Consider the following 24,662-nt stretch of genomic DNA (forward strand, 5'->3'; position numbering starts at 1 on the left):
CCCGGGACGACAACTGCCCTCGGGCCCTTACGGGTTGAGGGTGTGGGGGTGGGGGTGGGGGTGGGTGTGCGTGTGGGTCTGCTTCAGGCTTTGATGCCCTCGGTGCCCGCAATGCCCTCCACGCCCCCGACGCCCTCGACGCCCTCGGTCACACGTTGAGCCCGTGGTCGCGGAGCCACGGCATCGGGTCGATCGGGTCGCCGGCGCCGGGGCGTACCTCCAGGTGGAGGTGGGGGCCGGTGACGTTGCCGGTGGCGCCGACGCGGCCGATGACGTCGCCGGTGCTGACCTTGCCGGAGGTCTTCACCATCGAGGAGAGGTGGCAGAACCAGAGCTCGGTGCCGTCGTCGAGGGTGAGGACGATGCGGTAGCCGTACGAGCCGGCCCAGCCGGCCTGGGTGATGGTGCCGGAGTGCACCGCCTTGACGGGGGTGCCGGTCGGCGCGGCGAAGTCCTGTCCGGTGTGGTCGGCGGCCCAGCGGTCACCGGCCTGGCCGAAACTGGCGGTGAGCGTGTAGGAGGACACGGGGGCGATGAAGCTCTTCGCCAGTTCGGCGAGGCGTTCGGCCTCCGCCTTCCGCCGGGCCGCTTCCTCCGCCTTGCGCTTGGCCTCCATCTCGGCCGCCTTCTTGGCTGCTGCGGCTTTTTCGGCCGACTTCTGGTGGGCGGCGGCTTCCGTGGCGGCCTGCTGGACGGCGGCCTTTTCGGCGGCCTCGCGGGCCTCCTGCTCGGCGGAGCCCTGCTGCGCGTCGGCCTGCTGGAGGATGCGGCTGCGCAGCGCCTCACCGGCGCCCGCGGCGTTACCCGTGTCCGCGCCCGTGGCGGCGGTGACCGCGCCGCTGTCGGGAGCCGAGGCGGCGTCGGTGGCCGCGGAGTCGTCGTCGGATATCAGCTCGCCGATGCCGGGAAGCTCCTTGGCGTCCGGCAGCTTCTCGGAGAGGTCGTCGGCCAGGCCGCCGACGTCGGGCATCGAGATCGGCACCGGCGGACGGCCCTCGGCCGAGGCCATGCCGCTCGCGCCGACCGCCGCGATGACACCGACACCCAGGACGGTGCCGCTGCGGGCGAATCCGCCGCCGCGCTGCTTGGCGACGCGGTGCTTGCCTCGAACGGCACGGGTGGATTCCTCGGTGGGATTCCATTCCTCCCACGGTCCGTCGCCGTCATCGACACCGGGGCCGGGGAAGGCACCTCGGTCATCGAGCTCGTAGGCGAACGGGTCCTCAGGGGTAGACCTGTTGGACGCCACGGGGGCGCACTCCTTTCCTTCCTTCTCGCCTACCGGGTTAGCTGACGGGTTCGGAGCAGGAAGGTCTCCTACGGACGCCCACTGGCGGAGGGCGTCCGATTCACCCCAAGGAAGTGGTTCCCCGGTTCCCTTGGTGCAGTTCGAAGTGCTTGGGGGTGCGTGAAAAGCGCGTGCGGGATTCGGCGTCGGCGCGCGGTGCCGCCTCGGGCGGCGGCTGGGACGACCGCGCTGCGTTATCGGACAGTAATAGAGACGGCGGCCGAATTCCAAGCGTTCCCACGAATCCGTATGCGCTCCGCACGAGCTGCCGCGCGGCCTTTTCGGCCAGCAGTGCAGCAACCCGGGCGAGTTGGCCCGCCAGCCCTAAACGATCTCGCGCGGATTGTGTGCCAGTCGTTATGCGCAGGGGTGCCCCTCGGTCACGGAGGGTGAGAGCAGTAACGTCGGATCATGGTCGTCAACGTCGGGAACACCGGGAACGCCGGACGGGCCGCCGGTCACGCGTGGGGAGTGGCGGAGCGGTACGGGGAGTTCTCCTGGCGGGAGGCGCGCGGCCGGTCGGACGCGCACGAGGAGCTGACCGCGCGGATCAGCCAGGACGCGGAGTTCTGCGATCTGCTGTCCGGCTCGCTGCCCGCCGGCAACAAACAGCAGCCGAACCTCCTGCTCGCCGCCGTCCGCTATCTCGACGGCCCGCACGCCGAGACGGGCCCGCGCGGTGCGGCCGCGTACGGGCGCTGGCGCGAGTGGACGATCCGGCACTGGGACGAGGTGCGCGCGGTGATCATGCAGCGCGCCACCCAGACCAACGAACCGGCCCGCTGCGCCACCCTGCTGCCGCTGCTCGCCCGTCTGCCGCAGCCGCTGGCGCTGCTGGAGGCCGGCGCGTCCGCGGGGCTGTGTCTGCACCCCGACCGCTATCGCTACCGGTACGAGGCCGAAGGCGGGGACGGGCCGCGCCGCCGGGCCGAGCTGGGTGCACCGGAGAGCCCGCTGGTGTTCACCTGCCGTACGGGCGGGGCGGCCGACGAGCTGCCCGAACGGCTGCCGCGGATCGTCTGGCGGGCCGGCATCGACCTGGACCCGCTCGACCCGGCCGGCGAACCGGACGATCTGCGCTGGCTCCAGGCGCTCGTATGGCCGGGCGACGGGGAGCGTGCGGCACGGCTGGCCGCGGCCGTCGACGCGGTGCGGCCGGCGCCGCGGCCACGGATGGTGCGCGGCGACCTGATCGACGAGCTGCCCGCGCTCGCCGCCGAGGCACCGCCCGAGGCGACGCTGGTCATCTTCCACAGCGCCGTGCTGGCCTATCTCCCGCCGGCCCGCCGCGCGGAGTTCGCGCGTCTCGTACGGTCGCTGCTCGACGGGCGGCCCGGCGGCGGCCACTGGATCTCCAACGAGCACTACTCCGTGCTGCCGTGGATCACCGACGCCGCACCCCACGCGCCCCGCCCGGACGACGCCCTGCACCTGACCCTCGCGCTCGACGGACGCCCGGTCGCGCTCACCGGCCCGCACGGCCAGAGCCTGCACAGCCTCTCCGGCGCACGGGGCGGCCCGGGGCACTGAGCGGGGTCGGGGGACGGCCCGGCTCCCGTACGGCACCCCGTACGCCCGCCCGTCCCCCTACACGGGCCCCACCCCCATGAAGCCCCCGCCCACCGAACCCCCTACGGGCCACCACCTACGCCCCCATGGGCCGCTGCACCGCCAGCAGCGCCATGTCGTCGGCCGACGCGCCGCCCGTATGCCGTGCCACCTCCTCGACGAGGGTGTCCACGAGGACGTCCGGGCCGGGGAAGCGGCAGCCGCGCAGTGTGCCCGACGGGTTGTAGCAGCGGCCGAGGAGGTCCCGGGCGCCGGTCACCCCGTCGGTGAAGAAGAGCAGCAGGGCCCCGGCCGGGAAGAACGTCTCGTCCGGCCGGTCCGGCCGGCTCGCCATCTCGCCCAGCCCGAGGGGCGGCGCCGGCGCCGCGGGCAGCAGCTCGCGCAGCCCGCCGTCCGGGGTGAGCAGCAGCGGGGACGGATGGCCCCGGTTGAGCACCCGCAGAACGCACTGCCCGTTGGCGGGGATCTCGGCCAAAACGGCAGTGGTGAACCCCTCGGTCTGCTCCACTCCCTCGCGCCGCCCGTCCTCCCGCCGCAGCGCCCGCTCCAGCCGGCCCGCCACCGCCCCCAGGGTGCGCTCCTGTTCCGCCGCCTCACGGAAGGCGCCGATGACGATCACCGCGGTCCGCACCGCGTCCAGCCCCTTGCCCCGTACGTCGCCGACCAGCAGCCGTACGCCGTGCGGGGTCTCCTGGACCGCATAGAGGTCACCGCCGCTCCGGTCCGCCACCCGCGCGCCCACGTAGCGGGCGGCGATGGCGAGCCCGGCGAGCCGTTCGGGCGGCGTGGGCAGGACGGCGCGCTGGAGGGCCGCCGAGACGTCCTCCAGGGAGGCCGGGCGGACGCCGGCGCTCCGGACGATCCGGTTGATGCCCAGGGCCGACAGGGCGACGGCCAGGACCATGACGGTCTCCGTCACCGACTCGCCGTGATCCCGCGCGGCGCCGCTGCGATAGAGGACGACCCAGATCTCGCCGAGCACGGCGGCCAGTGCCGTGAGCACGGTGCCGCGCAGGGCGAAGAACGGCGCGGCGACCAGTGGGGCGGCCGAGAAGAAGGGGGCGGCGGTGTAACCGGCGGGCGTCCCCATGCCGAAGGCGACACCGCCGGCGATCAGGAGGACGGGAAGCCGGCGCATCGGCATCCGGCCGGACGACACCAGCCGGGCACGGCGCTCCCCGCCGCCCGCAGAGGGCGCCTCACCTCGGAGCATCCGCACCGGCCGCTTCCCCCTCCCGCCCGTCCGTACGGGACCGCCGTGCCGGTCGCCTCGACGTCCCCAGGCTTGCCGGTACGGGCCGGGCCGGCGACTCGTCGGGGGCCGGACGGGTCACGGGACCGGCCGGGGGGGAGGTGGCGCGCGGGCGGCGGGGGAAGCCCAGGAGGAAACGGGAGCCGCCTCGCGCCCCCAAGCACGTTCCGCTCCACGGCATTTGGGCCCGCCCGGCACCCCGCGCACGCCCGAGGGCCCGGACCGCGAATGGTCCGGGCCCTCGGGGCACCGCATCCGCCGGACGGTCTTCCCGTCCCGCTTCTGGTGGGCCATCAGGGGCTCGAACCCTGAACCAATGGATTAAAAGTCCACTGCTCTGCCAATTGAGCTAATGGCCCGCACCGAGCAGCATAGCCCGAGGAGGTGCCGCAGCCCGAAGGCATTACGGATCAAGCCATCCGGCGGGGTGCCGCGAGGCCGGCCGGCGGGCCCGGCGGGGCCTGCGGCGGGCCGTACAACGCGCGGGGCCCGCACGGCACTTGAGTGCGTACGGGCCCCGCGGATCAGCGTCGGTGATCAGCCGTTGCGCTTCCAGCGCGGCTTGTCCTCGCGACGGCCGAAGGAGCCGGTCGGGGCGCCACGGTGGTCGTCACGGCGGCCGTACGGGCGGTCGCCGCCGGAGCGGTGGCCACCGGCGGACGGACGGCCGCCGGAGCGGTCGTCACGGTTGAAGGGACGGTCGCCGCCGGCGGAACGGTAGCCACCGGTGGAACGGCCCGTGGCGCGGCCGCCGGAGCGGTCGTCACGGTTGAACGGGCGGCTCGGACGGTCGCCGCGGTCGCGGTTGAAACCGCCACCGGAACGCTCGTCACGGCGCTCGAAGGAACGGCCACCGGAACGGTCGTCGCGACGGTCGCGGTTGAAGCCGCCGCCGGAACGGTCGTCACGACGGTCGAAGGAACGGCCACCGGAACGCTCGTCACGGCGGTCACGGCCGAAACCGCCCCGGTCGTCACGACGGTCGCGGTTGAAGCCGCCACCGGACCGGTCGTCACGACGGTCGAAGGAACGGCCACCGGAACGGTCATCGCGGCGGTCGCGGTTGAAGCCACCCCGGTCGTCACGGCGGTCACGGTCGAAGGAACGGCCGCCGGAGCGGTCGTCACGACGGTCGCGGCGCTCGAAGTTGCCCCGGTCGTCACGGCGCTCGTCGGCCGCGCCGGCCTGCGCCGGAACGGCGGCCTCGGCCACCTCGGCGGCGGCGGTCTCGGCAGCGGCGGCGAGCGCCTCGGCCGGGTCCTCACCGCGCTCGCGGGCGGCCCGGGCGGTCAGCCGGTCGGCCTCCTCGCGCAGCTCGGCGGCGCGGCGCTGAAGGCGCTCCAGCTCACGGGTGAGCTCGCTCACCTCCCGCTCGGCCTGCTTGGCGCTGTTGTTGGCCGATTCGGCCTGGACCTCGGTGAGCGAGCGCGCACCGGTGATCCGGGCGACGTCCTCGTCGAAGGCACCGGAGCCGCCGACGATGTGGCGCGAGGCGTCCACGCCCGCGTCCTCCATCAGCCGGAAGATCTGCCGGCGCTGGTGCGGCAGCGACAGCGAGACGACGGTGCCGGACTGGCCGGCGCGGGCGGTACGGCCCGAGCGGTGCAGGTAGTCCTTGTGGTCACCGGCCGGGTCGACGTTCAGGACCAGGTCGATGCCGTCGACGTGGATACCGCGGGCGGCGACGTCGGTGGCGACCAGCGCGTTGACGTAGCCGTCCTTGAAGTCCGCGAGGACGCGGGTGCGCGCGCCCTGCGTCATACCGCCGTGCAGCGCGTCCGCCTTCACACCGGACTCGACGAGCTGCTCGGCGATGCGGTCGGCGCCCAGCTGGGTGCGGACGAAGATGATGGTGCGGCCCTTGCGGGCGGCGATGGCGGCGGTGACCGGCGCCTTGTCCTTCGGCTTCACGACCAGGACGTGGTGGGTCATGGTGGTGACGTTGCCCTGGGCGCTGTCGACCTCGTGGCTGACCGGGTTGGTCAGGTAGCGCTTGACCAGGGTGCCGATCTCGTTCTCCATCGTGGCGGAGAACAGCATCCGCTGGCCGCCCTGGGGCACCTGGTCCAGCAGCTCGGTGACCTCGGGCAGGAAGCCCAGGTCGGACATCTGGTCGGCCTCGTCGAGAACCGCGACCTGGACGTTCTCCAGGGAGCAGGCGCCGCGGTTGATGATGTCGCGCAGCCGGCCCGGGGTGGCGACGAGGATGTCGACGCCGCGCTCCAGGGCGTAGATCTGGTTGCCCATGGACGTACCGCCGCAGACGACCTTCATCTTCAGGCCGAGGACGTCGCCGTAGGGCTGGAGGGCGTCCGCGACCTGCATCGCGAGCTCACGGGTCGGGGTGAGGATGACGGCGCGCGGCTTCTTCTTCTCGGTGTGGCCGCCGGCGAGCTGCGCCAGGGTCGGCAGACCGAAGGAGAGCGTCTTGCCGGAGCCGGTGCGGCCGCGGCCGAGGATGTCCTTGCCGGCCAGCGCGTCCGGGATGGTCGCGGCCTGGATCGGGAAGGGGGTGGTGACGCCGTTCTGCGCGAGCTTGCGGACGACGCCCTCGGGCAGTCCGAGGTCGGCGAAGGTGACGGTGTCGGTGTCGGTCTCGGGCGACTCGTCGACCGCCGTCACCTCGGGGGCCGTCTGCTCGTCGATTGCGGGCATGACGGACTGCTCAGTGGAAATGGACATGCGAAATGCGAAACCTTCCGGAGTCTCGGCACGCGCCCAAACTCCGTGTGTTTCACAAGACCGCCTCTATGCGGTCAGCCACGGCAAGGGAGAGAACGCGCCACGCGGCGCGCTTCTTTTCTGGCGCCGGGCAAATGGGATCAAACGATCTACCACCATACGCACTCCGCACCCCGGATGGCAAATGACCTTCTGACCAGGCCCTCCACTCCCCCGGACAAAGCTACCCGCTCCGCCCGGAACCCCTCACGCCTCCTCGTCGTAGGGCTCCGACTGCGACGCCATCGGCGAGACGGGGGACGGGCCGGAGGCATGGGAGCTCGGCGGCGGCGGGGGGCTGCTCGGCGGCGGGGTCGGCTGCGCGGGGGGCGTACTGGGCGCGGACGAGGCCGGCGGGGTGGCCGGGCGGTCGGGGCGGGACGGCGAGGGCTCCGGTCGGGGGCGCCCGCCATGGCCGCCGGAGCCGCCGTGGCCGTCGCCCGCGCCCGGCTCGGGGCCCGAGGGCCGCACGGGTTGGGACGGGGTACCGGGCTCGGAGGGCTCCGGTGCCGCGCTCTTCGACGCCTTGCCCGCCTTCTTGCCCTTGCCGCCGGCGGGGTGTGCCTCGCCGTTGCGGCCCATCCGCCGCGGGCCGTCGCCGCGGCCGTCCACGGTCACCCCGTTGGGGCCGGACCAGCCGTCCTTCCCGTCGTGCCGCGCGGAGCTGCCGGACGGTTTCGGCTCCTCCGGGTCGCTCACGCTCATACACCCGGCCAGCGCCGCGGCCAGCGCGGAGACGGTCACGGCCGCGGCGGCGGCCCGGGAGCGCACCCGGGCCGACGGCGGGCGCGACGCAGGGGCAGGGGCAGGGGACGACGACGGGGACGGTGTCGGCGTCAGGGACGACGGGCGATGTGGGCTCGGGCGCACGGCGGGACCTCCGGATCCGGAACGCAGGGACGGCGGCACGGACGCCCTGCCCAACTCCCGCCCCCCACCTGAGGACACGCACCAGGCCCGGCCGATCGCGCCGGGCGCGGGTTCCGGGACGCACTCCCGCCGGGCCGTGGCCCTTCACGTGCCCGGCAGGCCCTACGGGCAGCCCTCAGCCGTAGCCCAGCGCGTGCAGCCGCTCGTCGTCGATCCCGAAGTGGTGCGCGATCTCATGAACGACCGTCACTTCGGTCTCCGCGACCACGTCCTCGCGGGTGTCGCACATCCGCAGCGTCGGCCCCCGGTAGACGGTGATCCGGTCCGGCAGCACACCGGCGTACCACTCCCCCCGGTCGGTCAGCGGCGTCCCCTCGTAGAGCCCGAGCAGGTCGGGGTCGCCGGCGGGTGGTTCGTCCTCGACGAAGACCGCCACGTTGTCCATCAGCCGGGTCAGCTCCGGCGGGATCCGGTCGAGCGCCTCGGCGACCAGTTCCTCGAACTCCTCGCGCGTCATTTCCAGCACACCACCATTCTCCGCCACGGCGCCTCCCCACCGATCGTCGCGGCCCGCCCGCCGCACCGCAGCCCAACCGGAAGCGGCCCCTCCTCGCTTAACGGCGCCACCGCCGGGCATACGGGACCAATGGCCCGCGCAGCGCGCTCCCGGACACCGCACCCCGACGCCCCGCAAAGCCACCCGCACCGGCTGCTCCATACCGGCCTCGACGGCGTACGCGCCCTCCCGGCAGCCGTCCGCCGCCGCTACCGCTCCCGCCGTACGGCCCCCACCGCCACCCTGCTCGACGGCGCGCCGCACCGCCCCCTGGTGTCCGCCCTCGGCCTGATGGCCGTCACCGTCGCGGGCGCCTGGCTGGGGCTGCTGCTGATCGGCAGCCTCCGTGTCCCCGTCGGCCCGATGGACACCAGCATGGCGCTGCGCCCCTCGCTGTCCGGCGGCACCCGGATCGAGGTCGCGCCGCTCGGCGACCTGGAACTGAGCAGCCACCACGCGCCCGTACGGCTCGATGTCGGCGTCGACCGGCTGGACCCGGTCCGCTCCCAGGCGCTGGTCGACCACCCCGAACGGTTCGCCGGTCTCCAGGCCGAGGTCACCCACGACATCACCCGCGGCGCCCTGGGACTCGCGCTGCACTCCTGTGTCGCCGTGGCGGCCGGCGCCACCGCGCTGGGCCTGGCCGTCTACCGCCGCCCGCGCCGCGCACTGGCCGCCGGCGGTCTGGCGCTCACCCTGCTCGGCGCCTCCGCGGGCACCGCGTACGCCACCTGGAACCCGGAGTCCGTACTGGAGCCGAAGTTCTCCGGCCTGCTCACCTCGGCGCCCTCGGTGGTCGGCAACGCCCGCAGCATCGTCAGCGAATTCAACGTCTACCAGCAGGAGTTGGCGCGCCTGGTGACCAACGTCACCAAGCTCTACGACGCCACCTCGACGCTGCCCGTCTACCAGCCGGACCCCACCACCATCCGCGTCCTGCACGTCTCCGACATCCACCTCAACCCCGGCGCCTGGCGGATCATCGCCTCCCTGGTGAAGCAGTACCGGATCAACGTGATCGTCGACACCGGCGACACCATGGACCACGGCTCGGCCGCCGAGAACCACTTCCTGGACCCGGTCTCCACCCTCGGCGCCCCCTACGTATGGGTGCGCGGCAACCACGACTCCCTGGGCACGCAGAAGTACCTGTCCGGCCGCCGCCATGTCACCGTCCTCGACCACGGCAAGGTCACCCAGGTCGCCGGGGTACGTATCGCGGGCGTCGGCGACCCGCAGTTCACCCCGGACCGCTCCGTGGTGGCGGCCGGCGACCCCGCCGAGCGCACCGCCGGCGGCCGCCTCGCCGACGCGCTGCGTACCCAGCGGCTGGCCGGCACCCCCGTCGACCTCGCGCTGGCCCACAACCCCGCCGCGGTGACCGAGGCGGACGGCCTGGCCCCGCTGGCACTGGCCGGCCATGTCCACCACCGGGAGAACACCCTGCTCCCCCAGGGCACCCGGCTGATGGTCGAGGGCTCGACGGGCGGCGGCGGACTGCGCGCGGTGCACAACAAGAAGCCCGAGCCGGTCCTGGCCTCGGTGCTCTATCTGGACCGGCGGACGAAACGGCTCCAGGCGTGGGACGAGATCACCCTCGGCGGACTGGGCCTGTCCCGGGCCGAGGTCAGCCGTCATCTCCCCCATGAGAACCAACCCGGCGCCACGCCTTCGCCGTCCGGTTCACCGCCCTCGGCAGGCCCGTCCTCCGGGCCCTCGTCCCACCCTTCCGCGCGCCCGGCCAGGAGTCCTTCCGACCACCCCCGCTGAACCGTTTTGGCGAACGGTCCTCCCATCCCATATGCTTCTCACGTCCCCGACGGCGCCGGTAACGACGCCAAGGTGGCCACCAGCCCTCATCGTCTAGTGGCCCAGGACGCCGCCCTTTCAAGGCGGTAGCACGGGTTCGAATCCCGTTGGGGGCACGCATCACCGTGTGCGAGACTGGCTCACGCCGCTTTCGCACAATGCAAGGTCCTGTGGAGCAGTTTGGAGTGCTCGCCACCCTGTCAAGGTGGAGGCCGCGGGTTCAAATCCCGTCAGGACCGCTGCGGCTGGGTAGCTCAGTTGGTACGAGCGATCGCCTGAAAAGCGATAGGTCGCCGGTTCGACCCCGGCCCCAGCCACACCCCTTGGGAGAAGGCCCCGATTCCTCGAATCGGGGCCTTTTTCGTCGTTGTTCGTCGCTATCCGACACCGGCCTCTTGGGCGGTCTCGGCGGACTCGTCCTCGGGCTGCCAGAAGATCAGCCGGGCACCGCCGGTGATCATCCCCGTCGCCGCCAGGCCCATCGCCATCTTCAGCAGCCGCACATTGCCTTCCCAGTCGTGCGGCGCGCCGAAGACCAGCCAGGCGCCGAGCGCGATACCGGCGACCATCATGACGATGCCCGCAATCCGTCGTATTCCCTTGTCCATAGGGGCATTCTCGTGGATGCGCGCGGGCTTCAGGGGCCATTTTCGGGCGCCTTCGCATTCCCCCACGCGCGCCCGCACGCCCCCCCTCGCGGCCACCCGGATGGCGGTGGCGCCGGCCGGGACGTCCATGGGTGCGAGGACCGGCCGGGACAGGGGAAGCGTTGCCGGGCCGCGCCGTGCGGCGCCCGCGCGGGCAAATGGTTCGCCAGTCGTTTGGGCGAGGTGAGATCCTGGGGGACGTATGTCCAGTCAGCCTGCCTCCGCCCTGCCCGACGGCTCTGCTCCCGCGCTGCCCGGCACCGCCGCTCCCGGCCTCTCCGACCTGCTGGAACGTCTGCCCGAGCTGATGCTGCGCGATCAGCAACGGCTGGGGCGCCGGCTCGACGGCGCACGCCGTATCCGTAAGCCGGAGGCCCGGGCGGCCGTGCTCTCCGAGATCTCCGGCGGTATCGAGGAGGCGGAGCTGCGGGTCGAGCAGCGGCGCGCCGCGGTGCCCGAGATCACGTATCCGGAAGAGCTGCCGGTCAGCCAGAAGAAGGACGAGATCCTCGCCGCGATCCGCGACCACCAGGTCGTGATCGTCGCCGGGGAGACCGGCTCCGGCAAGACGACGCAGATCCCCAAGATCTGCCTGGAGCTCGGCCGGGGCATCCGGGGCCTGATCGGGCACACCCAGCCCCGCCGGATCGCGGCCCGTACGGTCGCCGAGCGGGTGGCCGAGGAGCTGAGGACCCCGCTGGGCGAGGCGGTCGGCTGGAAGGTCCGCTTCACCGACCAGGTCGGCGGGGACACCCTCGTCAAGCTGATGACGGACGGCATCCTGCTCGCCGAGATCCAGACGGACCGGGAGCTGCGCCAGTACGACACGATCATCATCGACGAGGCGCACGAGCGCAGCCTCAACATCGACTTCATCCTCGGCTATCTGGCCCAGCTGCTGCCCCGGCGCCCGGATCTCAAGGTCGTCATCACATCGGCGACCATCGACCCGGAGCGGTTCGCCCGGCACTTCGGCAGCTTCGCGTCCGTAGGGGCGGCGCCGGACCGCGCCGGTTCCCGGGACGGCGCCTCCGGGAGCGAGGAAGAGACGAAGCGGGGCGCACCGATCGTCGAGGTCTCCGGCCGGACGTATCCGGTGGAGGTGCGCTACCGCCCGCTGCTGGAGGAGGGCGGCCAGGCTGCGAACAATCTGGAGGGCGACCGCGACCAGATCACCGCGATCTGCGACGCCGTGGACGAGCTCCAGTCCGCCGGCCCCGGCGACATCCTGGTCTTCCTCTCCGGCGAACGGGAGATCCGCGACACCGCCGACGCGCTCAACAAGAAGGCCCTCCCGTTCACCGAGGTCCTCCCCCTGTACGCGCGGCTGTCGCACGCCGAGCAGCACCGCGTCTTCCAGCGGCACACGGGCCGACGGATCGTGCTGGCCACGAACGTCGCCGAGACCTCGCTGACCGTCCCGGGCATCAAGTACGTCATCGACCCGGGCATGGCCCGGATCTCCCGCTACAGCTACCGCACCAAGGTCCAGCGGCTGCCCATCGAGCCGGTCTCGCAGGCCAGCGCCAATCAGCGCAAGGGCCGCTGCGGCCGTACCAGCGACGGCATCTGCATCCGCCTCTACTCCGAGGACGACTTCCTCTCCCGCCCGGAGTTCACGGACGCGGAGATCCTCCGGACGAACCTCGCCTCCGTCATCCTCCAGATGACCGCGGCCGGCCTCGGCGACATCGAGAAGTTCCCGTTCATCGACCCGCCGGACCGCCGCAACATCAAGGACGGCGTCGATCTGCTCAGCGAGCTCGGCGCGCTGGACACCAAGCAGAAGGACCCCAAGAAGCGGCTGACCCCGCTCGGCCGCAAGCTCTCCCAGCTGCCGGTCGACCCGCGGCTGGCGCGAATGGTGCTGGAGGCGGACCGCAACGGCTGTGTCCGCGAGGTCATGGTCATCGCGGCGGCGCTCTCCATCCAGGACCCGCGCGAGCGGCCCGCGGACAAGCAGCAGCAGGCCGATCAGCAGCACGCCCGCTTCAAGGACGAGACCTCCGACTTCCTCGCCTTCCTCAATCTCTGGCGCTATGTCCGCGAACAGCAGAAGGAGCTGTCCTCCTCGGCCTTCCGCCGGATGTGCCGCGGTGAGTTCCTGAACTACCTCCGGATACGCGAGTGGCAGGACATCTACTCCCAGCTGCGTTCGGTCGCCAAGACCATGGGCATCCACCTGAGCGAGGAGGACGCGGCGCCGGACCACATCCACACCTCCCTGCTTTCCGGTTTGCTTTCGCATATCGGCCTCAAGGACACCGACGCCAAGAACGAGTATCTGGGCGCCCGCAGCGCCAAGTTCGCGGTCTTCCCCGGCTCCGCGCTCTTCAAGAAGCCACCGCGCTGGGTGATGTCCGCCGAGCTGGTCGAGACGTCCCGGCTGTGGGCGCGGGTGAATGCGAAAATCGAGCCGGAGTGGATCGAGCCGCTCGCTCAGCACCTGGTCAAACGCACCTACAGCGAGCCGCACTGGGAACAGAAGATGGCCGCGGTGATGGCGTACGAGCGGGTGACGCTCTACGGCGTCCCGATCGTCGCCCAGCGGAAGATCACCTACGGCCGGATCGATCCGGAGACCTCGCGCGATCTGTTCATCCGCAATGCCCTGGTCGAGGGTGACTGGCGCACCCATCACCAGTTCTTCCATGACAACCGCAAACTCCTCGGTGAGGTCGAGGAGTTGGAGCACCGCGCCCGGCGCCGCGACATCCTCGTGGACGACGAGACGCTCTTCGACTTCTACGACCAGCGCATTCCGGCGGACGTGGTCTCCGGCGCGCATTTCGACGCCTGGTGGAAGAAGAAGCACCGCGACGAGCCGGAGCTGCTGAACTTCGAGCACTCGATGCTCATCAACGAGTCCGCCGAGGCCGTCACGAAGGACGACTACCCGGATTCCTGGCGGCAGGGAAAGCTGAAGTTCAAGGTCACCTACCAGTTCGAGCCGGGCGCGGACGCGGACGGTGTGACCGTCCACATCCCCCTCCAGGTCCTCAACCAGGTCTCCTCGGAGGGCTTCGACTGGCAGATCCCGGGCCTGCGCGAACAGCTGGTGACGGAGCTGATCCGGTCGCTGCCCAAGCCGATCCGGCGCAACTACGTCCCGGCACCGAACTTCGCGGCCCGCTTCCTGGATTCCACGGTCCCCCTTCAGGGCGCCCTGACGACGTCTCTGGCCGCGGGGCTCCAGCGGATGGTCGGCGTGCCCGTGGAGGCCGCGGACTTCGACCCGGCCAAGGTCCCGGACCACCTCAAGATCACCTTCCGGGTGGTCGACGAGCGGCGCCGCAAGCTCGCCGAGGCCAAGGACCTGGAGGCGCTGCGGCTGAGGCTCAAGCCGAAGACCCGGGCGGCCATCTCCAAGGCATTCGAGCAGGCCGCCGAGCGGCCGGCCAGGGACCGCAAGGGCGGCGCGGACGGCGGCCCGGGAACGGCCGGCCCCGAGCAGCGGACCGGGCTGACGTCCTGGACGATCGGCACGCTGCCGCGCACCTTCGAGACCCGGCGCGCGGGCCAGCCGCTCAAGGCATACCCGGCGCTGGTCGACGAGGGCAGCAGCGTCGCCGTACGCCTCTTCGACACCGAGGCCGAGCAGCTCACGGCGATGTGGGCGGGCACCCGCCGGCTCATCCTGCTCAACATCCCGTCCAATCCGGCCAAGTTCGCCCAGGACAAGCTGAGCAATCAGCAGAAGCTCGCGCTGTCCCGTAATCCGCACGGCTCCATCGCCGCGCTCTTCGAGGACTGCGTCACCGCCGCCGCGGACCGGCTGATCGCGGCCCGGGGCGGCCCGGCCTGGGACGAGGAGTCCTTCCGGAAGCTGTTCGACCAGGTCCGCGCGGATCTGGTGGACGTCACCCTGAAGACCATCCAGCAGGTCCAGGAGGTGCTGGCCGCCTGGCAGGCGTGCGAGCGCCGGCTGAAGGAGACGGCGTTCCCCTCGCTGCTGCCGTCCCTCACGGACATCAGGGAGCAGCTGGCGGCGCTCATCAAGCCGGGCTTCGTGACGGCGCACGGCGCCAAGCGGCTGCCGGATCTGATGCGCTATCTGGTGGCCGCCGAGCGGCGTCTCCAGCAGCTGCCCACCAACGCCGAGCGGGACCGCACCCGGATGGCGAAGGTGAAGGAGATGCAGGACGAATACGCCTGGCTGCTGGAGCAGTTCCCGCCGGGCCGCCCGGTGCCGGCCGCGGCCCTGGAGATCCGCTGGATGATCGAGGAGCTCCGGGTGAGCTACTTCGCCCACGCGCTGGGGACCGCGTACCCGGTCTCCGACAAGCGCATCGTGAAGGCGGTGGACGCCGCCGCGCCGTAGGAACCCGGCCCGCCGGTATCGAGTTCGACCGCACCCCCTGACCTGCTGTACAGTCTTGCTTCGCAGCCCGCCGCAAGCGGAAAGCGAAACGCAAGGTCCTGTGGAGCAGTTTGGAGTGCTCGCCACCCTGTCAAGGTGGAGGCCGCGGGTTCAAATCCCGTCAGGACCGCAGAGAGAACGGCCCGCATCCCCCTCGGATGCGGGCCGTTCTGCTGTCCGTACCCATGCCCCGCCTCGCACGAAGCCGGCACCGGCACCGCCACCGCCACCCCACATCCCGTCAGATCACGCGGCACGCTCTGTCGCGCGCCGGCCAGGGGGCGTGGCGCCGATCACCTTCCGGCCCCGTCCGCACCCCGCCGCGGGCCGGCCGAAGCACCGGCCGGTTCCACTCCCGGCGGATGCGGACCGTAGTCGGATTGCCGCCCGCTGTATTGACGGCGGCACGTACCGCGGGTACTCACTGGAGGAAGGCGTGGGGGCCGGGGAGGTATGCGCATGACGACTGCGGTACGGCACGAGACCAGGGCGCTGTTGCGGGCCCATCTGTCAGCCGCCACGGGTTATCGCCATCTGACACGGCACTGCCCGGTCTGCCATCAGCTGCAACGGCTCGTCATGGAGCCGCACACGGCCCGCTCCGGGCCTGCGGCGCCCGCGTCCGCCTCCGGCTCGTCCGGGGCCGTCTGCGAGCCGCCGGCGGACGAGGACGAAGGTCCCGCCGACCGGTGACCACCGACGCCTGCGCCACCCGCGGTGCGGTGACAGGCTGTTGGGTGTGGCGGGCGAAGTTCACTATCGCAGCGGACGTATCGTCTTCAAGCGCCACGTCGTGTGACGGGTGTCACCGAACAAGTTTGGCGCGATGAGGAACTTACACCCGCCCTACAACCGGTCAATTTAATATGTGCAATTGCACTTCCCCCGAGAGGGCTTCCGAGAGGGGGCTCGGGGTCCCTGCGGAAAGCCCCTCACAGGGGCCGTGGAGACCCCCTGGCCGCCGTCCGGGACGGCGCCGGCGCCAGGCCGGCCCGACCGCCCCGACGGGCCCTGAAGCGGGCGCACACGAAAAAATCGCGCTGGACCCGGCGGAGTCCAGCGCGATCGATGACGTACCCAAGTGGAGCGGGTGTGGGGCCTGTGGGGCAGGCACCGCGTCGTATGAAGCTGTGTGAAGCGTGGTGGAGCGGTCGAGCTATGTGGCGCAAAGCGGACGCTTTCGGGTTGGGGGCCCCGAAAACGACCTGGTTATGCGGTTGTTCAGGCCTCGCTGCGCTGCTGCGGAATGCCCGCGAGCAGTGCGCGGACCTCAGCCTCGCGGTAACGCCGGTGTCCTCCGAGCGTGCGGATGGACGTGAGCTTGCCTGCCTTGGCCCAGCGGGTCACCGTCTTCGGGTCCACGCGGAACATCGTGGCGACCTCAGCAGGGGTAAGCAGCGGCTCGGCGTCAGGGGTGCGAGCGGTCATGAGCGGCCTCCTCGGGAGAACCGAACCATCACGGTTCTTTCCTCTAAATTCTGCACCTTGACCCACGTTGCCCGAAATGGCGGACGCGGGCCGAGTCGGTTATAGGACGAACGGCTTGTCCTCGGCACTACAACTACACCATCTGTCCAGCCACGTCGGCCAAACCGATGGAATTGCCCTCTCAGGTGTTCAACCTCGGCGGATGCCGATGGACCGTGCCATAGCGGACAGTCACCCGTCCGTGACGATCAGTCACAGCATGACCAGCCGCCACGAGACCCCTCAAGGAACGCAATACCGATCTATCCGCCCTTAGTTGGACGGAAGGAGCCCAGGTCGGGCTCCTTGTCCTATTTTGGCACGAGGGTATGGCTTGGGAGCAAGACCCGATGTCAGTGCTTTAGGTCACGCTTGAGGCAATCGCCCGGATCAGGACCTACGTCCTTTACCGTCCCACCACCGAAAAGCGAACTCGACGCTTCCACGCCACGGCCTACGGCACCGCACCGGCGCCTCAGCTGGAGAACTGCCGTTCCCGCACCGCACGCCACCGCTGGGAAAGCTTCTCGTACGCGACTCCGGCCCGCTCACCGTCCCCCTCGCGCAGCGCCGCCAGCCCCTCCGCCACCTCGGCGGCGGAACGGTCCTCGGCGAGCTGCGCTTCGGGCACCGCGTGCACCAGCCCTCCGTAGTCCAGCTCCACGAGCGAGCGCGGATGGAATTCCTCGAGCCAGCGCCCCACATCTACCAGGCCGTCGATCAAGGGCCCCTCTTCCAGGGCGTCCCGCAGCGTCCGCAGCCCCCGGGCGACCCGTCGCCGCGCCTGCACCATCGGCGTCCGGTAACGCAGCACCGGCTCCTGCTCACCCTTCGTGTACTCCCGCTCGCCGTCGGAGAACAGCACGAACCAGCGCACCGGGACGTGCCAGGCCGCCCCGCGGATCCAGGGCCGGGCGTCCGGGTTGCGCTCCCGCCACTGCTCGTAGTCGGTGGCCGCCTGCCGGCGCACCACCGGGGGCAGCGCCGCGTCCAGCACCGAGGCCGGCAGCAGCTCGTCCAGCGACTCCAGGGCCTGCCAGCCACGCAGCCGGGTGCGCCAGGGGCAGACGCAGGTCACCTCGTTCACCACGGCGATGAAGGCGTCCGCGCTCTCGTGGACCGGCACCGGCACCGGAGGGGTCGGCAGCAGATCCGCCAGGGCCCGGCGCTGCTCGTCCTGTGCGGTGGGGGTCTTCGCCCGCTTGGCATAGCGGGCCCAGTGGGAGCGCTCCGGCTCGGGGAACGCAGCCAGCGGCTCGTAGACCCGTAGATATGCCATGTACGGGACCTTCACCGACGACGCCTGGGCCACGCCCGCTCCTTCAAAGGGAAGTCACCGCCGGGAGATCCCGAGGTCCCCCGCCGGCCTGCGATACGACCAGATCGTCCCATGCCCGTCCCCCGGGAGAGGGTGATCCTCGGCACCTGACGGATCAACCGGCCCCGCAGGTCTTACGCTCTTTTCAACCGGCCCTCCCCACCCGTCGGAGGGCGTCCCTTCGCGACTTATGGGAGTCACCACAGTGACTGACGTACGTCCGGCCTCCGCCGGCACCGACGGCGGCGTTCTGCACACCCTGTTCCGATCGGAGCAAGGGGGGCATGAGCAGGTCGTTCTCTGCCAGGACCGTGCCAGCGGCCTGAAGGCTGTGATCGCCATCCACAGCACCGCCCTGGGCCCCGCCCTCGGCGGTACCCGCTTCCATGCCTACGCCTCCGAAGAGGAGGCCGTGCTGGACGCTCTGAACCTGGCGCGCGGCATGTCCTACAAGAACGCCCTGGCCGGGCTGGACCACGGCGGCGGTAAAGCCGTGATCATCGGTGACCCCGACCTGATCAAGACCGAGGAACTCCTGCTCGCCTACGGCCGGTTCGTGGGCTCCCTCGGGGGCCGCTATGTCACCGCGTGCGACGTCGGTACGTACGTCGCGGACATGGACGTCGTCGCCCGTACGAACAAGTGGACCACCGGCCGCTCCCCCGCCAACGGCGGCGCCGGCGACTCCTCCGTCCTGACCGCCTACGGCGTCTTCCAGGGCATGCGCGCCTCCGCCCAGCACGCCTGGGGCGACCCGACGCTGCGCGGCCGCAAGGTGGGCATCGCGGGCGTCGGCAAGGTCGGCCATCTGCTCGTCGAGCACCTTCTCCAGGACGGTGCCGAGGTCGTGATCACGGACGTCCGGGCCGAGTCGGTGGACCGGGTCCGTGCCAAGTTCCCGCAGGTCACCGCGGCTGCGGACACCGAGGCGCTGATCCGCACCGAGGGCCTGGACGTCTATGCGCCGTGCGCGCTGGGCGGTGCGCTGAGCGATGAGTCGGTGCCGGCGCTGACCGCGAAGGTGGTGTGCGGCGCGGCCAACAACCAGCTCGCCCACCCCGGCATCGAGAAGGATCTGTCCGACCGCGGCATCCTCTACGCCCCCGATTACGTCGTGAACGCGGGCGGCGTCATCCAGGTGGCCGACGAGCTGCACGGCTTCGACTTCGACCGCTGCAAGACCAAGGCAGCGAAGATCTTCGACACCACCCTGGCGATATTCGCTCGTGCGAAGGCCGACGGCATTCCGCCCGCCGCGGCCGCCGATCGCCTGGCCGAGCAGCGGATGGCGGAGGCCCGGCGCGCCTGACGCAGCCGGAAATGCGGCCTTGTCGGCCGGAAAGCGTGCCTTGCGCGGCCCGCCACGGGTGATCAGGGAGACATCCCTCACCACCCGTCGGCGGGTCGCCGTACAGGACAGGTTAAAATCGCAGTTGACCAGCGGGGACGGGGCACCTTGCGGGTCGTGCCGAGCGGCGGGTGATGCGGGCGACGTACCGTATGGCCGCGGAAGCAGGTACCGTTAAAGCCCTACGGGCCGGTCTCTCTGTCGAGAGTCCGCTCTGATCCATGAACGCGTGTCAAGACTCTGGGGCCATCGAGCCCCGTCATTGAGGGGGTCGACCCATGGGGCGCGGCCGGGCCAAGGCCAAGCAGACAAAGGTCGCCCGCCAGCTGAAGTACAGCAGCGGTGGGACGGATCTCTCACGACTGGCCGACGAGCTGGGTGCATCACCGTCGAACCAGCAGCCTCCGAACGCAGAGCCGTTCGAGGAGGACGAGGACGACGACCCGTACGCACGGTACGCAGAGCTGTACAACGACGACGAAGAGGACGAGGGCGACTCGTCGGACCAGCGTCGTCGCGCTTGAGTCTCTGCGCTCGCGGCACCCATAACAGCATCGCGGACCCGGTCCTGGGCATACCCGGACCGGGTTCTGTGCTGCCCGGATGCCTGCCCGGATGACCGTGGGCGGGCCCGCCGCGCGGACGGCTGTCCGCACGGGCGGCACCTCCCCTGGCCCGGTCCCGGACCAGGGGGACGGCTCGGTCCGTCAGCTCGCGTAGTCACCGGTCAGGGTCACTGCCTCGGCGTGGTCACCGCGCTCGACGATCTCGCCGCTGACCCAGGCGTCCACACCGCGGTCGGCGAGGGTGGTCAGGGCGGCCTCCACCGAACCCTGCGGGACGACGGCGATCATGCCGACGCCCATGTTCAGGGTCTTCTCCAGCTCCCGGCGCTCTACCGAGCCGGCCGAGCCGACCAGGTCGAAGACCGGGCCCGGGGTCCAGGTCGAGCGGTCGACGGTGGCGTGCAGACCGTCCGGGATCACCCGGGCGAGGTTGTTGGCCAGGCCGCCGCCGGTGATGTGCGAGAAGGCGTGTACCTCGGTCGTACGGGTCAGCGCCAGGCAGTCCAGCGAGTAGATCTTGGTGGGCTCCAGGAGCTCCTCGCCCAGGGTGCGGCCGAACTCCGGGATCTCCCGGTCCAGGGCCATTCCCGCCCGGTCGAACAGCACATGACGGACCAGCGAGTACCCGTTCGAGTGAAGGCCGGAGGACGCCATGGCGATCACCGCGTCCCCCGTACGGATGCGATCCGCGCCCAGCACCCGGTCCGCCTCGACGACGCCCGTACCGGCACCGGCGACATCGAACTCGTCCGCGCCCAGCAGCCCCGGGTGCTCCGCGGTCTCGCCGCCGACCAGCGCGCAGCCGGCCAGCACACAGCCCTCGGCGATGCCCTTGACGATCGCGGCGACCCGCTCCGGGTAGACCTTGCCCACGCAGATGTAGTCGGTCATGAACAGCGGTTCGGCGCCGCAGACGACCAGGTCGTCGACGACCATGCCGACGAGGTCGTGGCCGATGCTGTCGTAGACGCCCATCTTGCGGGCGATGTCGACCTTCGTGCCGACGCCGTCGGTGGCGGAGGCCAGCAGCGGGCGCTCGTACCGCTTCAGCGCCGAGGCGTCGAAGAGGCCGGCGAAGCCGCCGAGCCCGCCGACGACCTCGGGGCGGGTGGCCTTCTTCACCCACTCCTTCATCAGGTCCACGGCGCGGTCGCCGGCTTCGATGTCGACGCCCGCGCTCGCGTAGCTGGCACCAGTGCCCGCGTGCGGAGCACGCTCAGATGATTCAGCGGACATGCTGAGAACCTTCGTGTCGTGTGTGTACGAGCTCTACGGGCGACGCAGCGCGTCGGCGCCGCCGACCCCGGCCGTGAGCGTCTGGACGCCGTCCACGTCGGACTTCGCCGGTGCCTTGGTCTCCGACTCCAGGAGGTGCTTGCCCAGCAGCTCCGGGTCGGGCAGCTCCATCGGGTACTCGCCGTCGAAGCAGGCGCGGCACAGGTTCGGCTTGGCGATCGTGGTCGCCTCGATCATGCCGTCGATGGAGATGTACGCGAGGGAATCGGCGCCCAGCGACTTGCCGATCTCCGCCACGCTCAGCCCGTTGGCGATCAGCTCCGCGCGGGTGGCGAAGTCGATGCCGAAGAAGCACGGCCACTTGATCGGCGGGGACGAGATCCGGATGTGGACCTCGGCGGCGCCGGCCTCGCGCAGCATCCGGACCAGGGCGCGCTGGGTGTTGCCGCGGACGATCGAGTCGTCGACGACCACCAGGCGCTTACCGCGGATGACTTCCTTGAGCGGGTTGAGCTTGAGGCGGATACCGAGCTGGCGGATGGTCTGCGAGGGCTGGATGAAGGTCCGGCCGACGTAGGAGTTCTTGACCAGGCCGGAGCCGTAGGGGATGCCGCTGGCCTCGGCGTAGCCGACCGCGGCGGGGGTGCCGGACTCCGGGGTCGCTATCACCAGGTCCGCGTCGGCCGGCGCCTCGGCGGCCAGCTTGCGGCCCATCTCCACACGGGAGAGGTACACATTGCGGCCGGCGATGTCCGTGTCCGGGCGGGCCAGGTAGACGTACTCGAAGACACAGCCCTTGGGGCGGGCCTCGGCGAAGCGGGTGCTGCGCAGGCCGTCCTCGTCGATGGCGACCATCTCGCCGGGCTCGATCTCCCGGATGAAGCTGGCGCCGCAGATGTCGAGGGCGGCGGACTCGGAGGCCACCACCCAGCCGCGCTCCAGGCGGCCGAGGACCAGCGGGCGGATGCCCTGCGGGTCGCGGGCGGCGTAGAGCGTGTGCTCGTCCATGAAGCAGAGCGAGAAGGCGCCCTTGACCTTCGGCAGGACGCGCGGGGCGGCCTCCTCGACGGTCAGCGGCTTGCCCTCCTCGTCGACCTGGCCGGCCAGCAGGGCCGTCACCAGGTCGGTGTCGTTGGTGGCCGCGACCTGGGTCGCGCGGCCGCCCTCGCGGGGGAGCGCGGCGACCATCTCGGCCAGCTCGGCGGTGTTGACCAGGTTGCCGTTGTGGCCGAGCGCGATCGAGCCGTGCGCGGTCGCACGGAACGTCGGCTGGGCGTTCTCCCACACCGAGGCACCGGTGGTGGAGTAGCGGGCATGGCCCACGGCGATATGGCCCTGGAGGGAGCCGAGGGAAGTCTCGTCGAAGACCTGGGAAACCAGGCCCATGTCCTTGAAGACGAGGATCTGGGAGCCGTTGCTCACCGCGATGCCCGCGGACTCCTGTCCACGGTGCTGCAGCGCATACAGCCCGAAATAGGTGAGTTTGGCGACCTCTTCACCCGGAGCCCAGACACCGAAGACGCCGCAAGCGTCCTGGGGGCCCTTCTCGCCGGGGAGCAGGTCGTGGTTGAGTCGTCCGTCACCACGTGGCACGGCACCGAGTCTAGGGCAGGTCGCGCATTCATCCGAACCGGGGATGGCCGCGGAACTGGAGAAGTGCATGAATGCGCCCCCGGTTGTGCGCGACGCGGCCGCCGGCACCGGGCCGGCGGGCGAACGGCCGGGACGTCGCCTCTCCTGGGGCCGTGCGCCTGCACGGTCACCCCGCTGAACTGCGCTTTCTCGCCGCCGAGCGGATTACGGCGCTCCACTTCCGCTGGCTTCACCACCCGACCGTTGTGCGGTCATGGCGTCACTTTCACCGGATTTGTCGCCCGCCGGGGCTCTCCCTCCCGTGTGAGATACGCGACGCACCCTTCGCGGCCGGAAACCGCCCGGTCCGGCTCGTCGCCCGGGTCAGCTCATGACGGGCAGATGGCCGCCGAGGTCGGCCCGCTCGCCGCTGGCGCTGACCCGCGCCGCGTCCACCGCCTCGGCCCAGGTCGTACGGCCGGTGGCCAGCCGTATCCAGGTCAGCGGGTCGGTCTCGACCACATTCGGCGGGGTGCCGCGGGTGTGCCGCGGCCCCTCGACGCACTGCACCGCGGCGAACGGCGGCACCCGGACCTCGACCGAACCGCCGGGCGCGCGGGCGGCCAGCACATCGGCCAGCAGCCGGGTCGTGGTGGCCAGGGCCTGGCGGTCGTACGGGATCTCCCGGCCGGTCGCCGCCGCCAGATCATCGCTGTGCACGACCAGTTCGAGGCAGCGGGTGACCAGCAGGTCGGACAGCCGCATCGCGCCGGGGCGGGCCGCGACCACCCGGTCGTCCCGTTCCGCTCCGACGCGCTCGGCGAATTCGGCCGCGGTGCGCTCCAGCAAATCCACCGGCTCATGGGCGGCGGCCAGGGCGCGGGTGCGCTCGTCGATCGCGGAGGCGAACGGGGCGGACGCGGACGGCCACTCCAGCACGGTGGTCTCCGGCTGCGGCGGGGCCGGCTGCGCGAGGCCGCGCGTCACCGCCCCGAGCGTCATGGCCAGATGCGCCACCAGCTCCCGCACCGTCCAGTCGCCGAGCCGGGTCGGCAGCGCGAACTGCCCGGGAGTGAGGCCGCGTACGGCGTCCCGGACATGATCGAGCTGGGCCGTGACGGCGGCCCGGGTCTTCTTCGGGTCGTACTGACGGGGGCGCGGCTTCCGGGCGGCGGGAGGCATGGTGATCAGCCTAGGCGGGACCACTGACAACGCCGTCGGAGTCCGTCGCCGGCGCCGCGGCCGCCTCGAAGATCTCGCCGTTGGCCGGGACGCCGAGGCCCCGCCAGGTGAAGGGCAGCCCGTCGGCGGCGTCGGGGTCGGCGGCGTCCATCAGCTGGAAGTGGACATGCGGCTCGGTGCTGTTGCCCGAGTTGCCGCACTGGCCGATCGGCTGCCCGGCCCGTACCCGGTCCCCCGTACGGACGGTGAGCGAGCCGTGGCGGACATGGGCGTAGAGCGCGTAGGTGCCGCCGCCCAGGTCGAGGATCACGTGGTTGCCGATGACCCGCCGGGCGCCGCCCAGGGAGCGGACGAGACCTTCGACGACGAGGAAGTAGGCCAGCGCGAGCCAGGACGTGCGGCTGAGGTGGTCGCGCTGACGGTCGTCGGCGCGGACGACGGTGGCGTCGGCGACGGCGAGCAGGGGCGCGCCGAACGCCGGGAAGTCCGCACCGCGGCGGGCGAGCGGCCACCAGCCGAAGCCGGGCCGGGCGCCGGACGCCGGCTCGGCCACGATGTCGATGGCGTACGCCTGCCCGTAGGCCCGGGTGCCGTGGCTGGGCACCTTGTCGGCGGGGCTGTTCTGGGCCTTCCAGCGCCCGGTGACCGGGGCGGCGGTCGTCACCGGCTCGGAAGCGCGCGCGGTGGCGCCCTCGGACCGTGCGCGGGACGCCGAGCGGTTGACGCCGAATCCGATCAGCATCCACAGGGCGAGCGGAATCCAGGCCCACCAGTACGAGAGGTCGGTGAAGAACTGCGCGACGACCAGCCCGAGGAAGGCCAGCAGGCAGAGGCGGGCGGCGAGTGCGGAGAGCTTCCGTATGGACGTGGACGGCATGGGGTCCCCCTGGGGTCGGTTGGG

General features: G+C 71.5%; 18 protein-coding genes, 5 tRNA genes and 1 riboswitch. Of the genes, 10 read left to right on the top strand and 13 right to left on the bottom strand.

The window, feature by feature from the left end; all coding sequences use genetic code 11:
* Positions 1-148 precede the first annotated feature (148 nt).
* A complete protein-coding gene (locus ACFWJW_RS28150) occupies positions 149-1,249 on the bottom strand; it encodes a M23 family metallopeptidase (RefSeq protein WP_387246650.1) in 1,101 nt (366 codons plus the stop codon).
* 11 nt (positions 1,250-1,260) lie between these two features.
* A riboswitch (cyclic di-AMP (ydaO/yuaA leader) is annotated at positions 1,261-1,415 on the bottom strand.
* A 284-nt stretch (positions 1,416-1,699) separates the two neighbouring features.
* Here ACFWJW_RS28150 and ACFWJW_RS28155 point away from each other — a divergent pair.
* Positions 1,700-2,818: a DUF2332 family protein gene (locus tag ACFWJW_RS28155; protein WP_387246652.1), complete on the top strand. Its 1,119-nt coding sequence runs from the start codon at positions 1,700-1,702 to the stop codon at positions 2,816-2,818.
* Between the two features lie 115 nt (positions 2,819-2,933).
* Here the strand turns inward: ACFWJW_RS28155 and ACFWJW_RS28160 are convergent, their stop codons facing one another.
* The 5 genes from ACFWJW_RS28160 to ACFWJW_RS28180 form a co-directional block, all read right to left on the bottom strand.
* Positions 2,934-4,070 (bottom strand): PP2C family protein-serine/threonine phosphatase, encoded by a 1,137-nt coding sequence (locus tag ACFWJW_RS28160; protein ID WP_387246710.1) that lies wholly within the window; start codon positions 4,068-4,070, stop codon positions 2,934-2,936.
* Positions 4,071-4,392: 322 nt separating this feature from the next.
* Positions 4,393-4,468: transfer RNA gene (locus ACFWJW_RS28165), tRNA-Lys, on the bottom strand.
* 178 nt (positions 4,469-4,646) lie between these two features.
* Entirely contained in the window at positions 4,647-6,791 is a 2,145-nt protein-coding gene (locus ACFWJW_RS28170) for a DEAD/DEAH box helicase (RefSeq protein ID WP_387246654.1), read from the bottom strand.
* A 246-nt stretch (positions 6,792-7,037) separates the two neighbouring features.
* Positions 7,038-7,601, bottom strand: a complete 564-nt coding sequence (locus ACFWJW_RS28175; RefSeq protein ID WP_387246656.1) for a hypothetical protein — start codon at positions 7,599-7,601, stop codon at positions 7,038-7,040.
* A gap of 274 nt (positions 7,602-7,875) precedes the next feature.
* A complete protein-coding gene (locus ACFWJW_RS28180; protein ID WP_387246658.1) occupies positions 7,876-8,226 on the bottom strand; it encodes a metallopeptidase family protein in 351 nt (116 codons plus the stop codon).
* Positions 8,227-8,346: 120 nt separating this feature from the next.
* Between ACFWJW_RS28180 and ACFWJW_RS28185 the strand changes: the two genes are divergently transcribed.
* The 4 genes from ACFWJW_RS28185 (at position 8,347) to ACFWJW_RS28200 (ending at position 10,382) form a co-directional block, all read left to right on the top strand.
* Positions 8,347-10,026, top strand: a complete 1,680-nt coding sequence (locus ACFWJW_RS28185; protein ID WP_387246660.1) for a metallophosphoesterase — start codon at positions 8,347-8,349, stop codon at positions 10,024-10,026.
* Between the two features lie 82 nt (positions 10,027-10,108).
* A tRNA-Glu gene (locus ACFWJW_RS28190) sits at positions 10,109-10,181 on the top strand.
* A 48-nt stretch (positions 10,182-10,229) separates the two neighbouring features.
* Positions 10,230-10,304: transfer RNA gene (locus ACFWJW_RS28195), tRNA-Asp, on the top strand.
* Between the two features lie 4 nt (positions 10,305-10,308).
* A tRNA-Phe gene (locus ACFWJW_RS28200) sits at positions 10,309-10,382 on the top strand.
* Between the two features lie 60 nt (positions 10,383-10,442).
* Here the strand turns inward: ACFWJW_RS28200 and ACFWJW_RS28205 are convergent.
* Complete coding sequence (locus tag ACFWJW_RS28205; RefSeq protein WP_387246662.1) at positions 10,443-10,673, bottom strand: hypothetical protein; 231 nt, start codon at positions 10,671-10,673, stop codon at positions 10,443-10,445.
* Positions 10,674-10,914: 241 nt separating this feature from the next.
* Here ACFWJW_RS28205 and hrpA point away from each other — a divergent pair, with 241 nt between their 5' ends.
* The 3 genes from hrpA to ACFWJW_RS28220 all read left to right on the top strand — a co-directional run bounded on the left by hrpA (position 10,915) and on the right by ACFWJW_RS28220 (position 15,765).
* Positions 10,915-15,033, top strand: a complete 4,119-nt coding sequence (gene hrpA, locus ACFWJW_RS28210; protein ID WP_387246664.1) for an ATP-dependent RNA helicase HrpA — start codon at positions 10,915-10,917, stop codon at positions 15,031-15,033.
* Positions 15,034-15,127: 94 nt separating this feature from the next.
* A tRNA-Asp gene (locus tag ACFWJW_RS28215) sits at positions 15,128-15,202 on the top strand.
* Between the two features lie 329 nt (positions 15,203-15,531).
* Positions 15,532-15,765 (top strand): DUF6274 family protein, encoded by a 234-nt coding sequence (locus tag ACFWJW_RS28220; RefSeq protein WP_387246666.1) that lies wholly within the window; start codon positions 15,532-15,534, stop codon positions 15,763-15,765.
* Between the two features lie 528 nt (positions 15,766-16,293).
* On the opposite strand, the gene bldC is transcribed toward ACFWJW_RS28220, so the two are convergent.
* Complete coding sequence (bldC, locus tag ACFWJW_RS28225) at positions 16,294-16,500, bottom strand: developmental transcriptional regulator BldC (RefSeq protein ID WP_003949541.1); 207 nt, start codon at positions 16,498-16,500, stop codon at positions 16,294-16,296.
* A gap of 514 nt (positions 16,501-17,014) precedes the next feature.
* Positions 17,015-17,851 (bottom strand): hypothetical protein, encoded by an 837-nt coding sequence (locus ACFWJW_RS28230; protein WP_387246668.1) that lies wholly within the window; start codon positions 17,849-17,851, stop codon positions 17,015-17,017.
* A 196-nt stretch (positions 17,852-18,047) separates the two neighbouring features.
* Between ACFWJW_RS28230 and ACFWJW_RS28235 the strand changes: the two genes are divergently transcribed.
* Both ACFWJW_RS28235 and ACFWJW_RS28240 read left to right on the top strand, forming a co-directional pair.
* The gene (locus ACFWJW_RS28235) at positions 18,048-19,166 is read left to right on the top strand and encodes a Leu/Phe/Val dehydrogenase (RefSeq protein WP_387246670.1); all 1,119 of its coding nucleotides are present in this window, start codon (positions 18,048-18,050) and stop codon (positions 19,164-19,166) included.
* Positions 19,167-19,483: 317 nt separating this feature from the next.
* Entirely contained in the window at positions 19,484-19,729 is a 246-nt protein-coding gene (locus ACFWJW_RS28240) for a DUF3073 domain-containing protein (protein ID WP_159744727.1), read from the top strand.
* Positions 19,730-19,912: 183 nt separating this feature from the next.
* Here ACFWJW_RS28240 and purM read toward each other — a convergent pair whose 3' ends face one another.
* The 4 genes from purM to ACFWJW_RS28260 all read right to left on the bottom strand — a co-directional run bounded on the left by purM (position 19,913) and on the right by ACFWJW_RS28260 (position 24,638).
* Positions 19,913-21,007: a phosphoribosylformylglycinamidine cyclo-ligase gene (gene purM, locus ACFWJW_RS28245; protein ID WP_387246673.1), complete on the bottom strand. Its 1,095-nt coding sequence runs from the start codon at positions 21,005-21,007 to the stop codon at positions 19,913-19,915.
* A 33-nt stretch (positions 21,008-21,040) separates the two neighbouring features.
* Positions 21,041-22,600, bottom strand: a complete 1,560-nt coding sequence (gene purF / locus ACFWJW_RS28250) for an amidophosphoribosyltransferase (RefSeq protein ID WP_387246675.1) — start codon at positions 22,598-22,600, stop codon at positions 21,041-21,043.
* A gap of 363 nt (positions 22,601-22,963) precedes the next feature.
* Positions 22,964-23,761 carry a sterol carrier family protein gene (locus tag ACFWJW_RS28255; RefSeq protein ID WP_387246677.1) on the bottom strand — a complete coding sequence of 266 codons (798 nt, stop codon included), beginning with the start codon at positions 23,759-23,761 and terminating at the stop codon, positions 22,964-22,966.
* 10 nt (positions 23,762-23,771) lie between these two features.
* Positions 23,772-24,638 (bottom strand): M23 family metallopeptidase, encoded by an 867-nt coding sequence (locus ACFWJW_RS28260; protein ID WP_387246679.1) that lies wholly within the window; start codon positions 24,636-24,638, stop codon positions 23,772-23,774.
* Positions 24,639-24,662 lie beyond the last annotated feature (24 nt).

The organism is Streptomyces sp. NPDC127097 (assembly GCF_042724075.1).
Taxonomy (GTDB): domain Bacteria; phylum Actinomycetota; class Actinomycetes; order Streptomycetales; family Streptomycetaceae; genus Streptomyces.

Excerpts from the sequence above, each read along its gene's own strand:
- ACFWJW_RS28220 (WP_387246666.1), top strand. The coding sequence starts at position 15,532 with ATGACGACTGCGGTACGGCACGAGACCAGGGCGCTGTTGCGGGCCCAT.
- ACFWJW_RS28170 (WP_387246654.1), bottom strand. The coding sequence starts at position 6,791 with ATGTCCATTTCCACTGAGCAGTCCGTCATGCCCGCAATCGACGAGCAG.
- purM (WP_387246673.1), bottom strand. The coding sequence starts at position 21,007 with ATGTCCGCTGAATCATCTGAGCGTGCTCCGCACGCGGGCACTGGTGCC.
- ACFWJW_RS28260 (WP_387246679.1), bottom strand. The coding sequence starts at position 24,638 with ATGCCGTCCACGTCCATACGGAAGCTCTCCGCACTCGCCGCCCGCCTC.
- bldC (WP_003949541.1), bottom strand. The coding sequence starts at position 16,500 with ATGACCGCTCGCACCCCTGACGCCGAGCCGCTGCTTACCCCTGCTGAG.
- ACFWJW_RS28205 (WP_387246662.1), bottom strand. The coding sequence starts at position 10,673 with ATGGACAAGGGAATACGACGGATTGCGGGCATCGTCATGATGGTCGCC.
- ACFWJW_RS28185 (WP_387246660.1), top strand. The coding sequence starts at position 8,347 with ATGGCCCGCGCAGCGCGCTCCCGGACACCGCACCCCGACGCCCCGCAA.
- hrpA (WP_387246664.1), top strand. The coding sequence starts at position 10,915 with ATGTCCAGTCAGCCTGCCTCCGCCCTGCCCGACGGCTCTGCTCCCGCG.
- ACFWJW_RS28160 (WP_387246710.1), bottom strand. The coding sequence starts at position 4,070 with ATGCTCCGAGGTGAGGCGCCCTCTGCGGGCGGCGGGGAGCGCCGTGCC.
- ACFWJW_RS28240 (WP_159744727.1), top strand. The coding sequence starts at position 19,484 with ATGGGGCGCGGCCGGGCCAAGGCCAAGCAGACAAAGGTCGCCCGCCAG.
- ACFWJW_RS28235 (WP_387246670.1), top strand. The coding sequence starts at position 18,048 with ATGGGAGTCACCACAGTGACTGACGTACGTCCGGCCTCCGCCGGCACC.
- ACFWJW_RS28255 (WP_387246677.1), bottom strand. The coding sequence starts at position 23,761 with ATGCCTCCCGCCGCCCGGAAGCCGCGCCCCCGTCAGTACGACCCGAAG.
- ACFWJW_RS28155 (WP_387246652.1), top strand. The coding sequence starts at position 1,700 with ATGGTCGTCAACGTCGGGAACACCGGGAACGCCGGACGGGCCGCCGGT.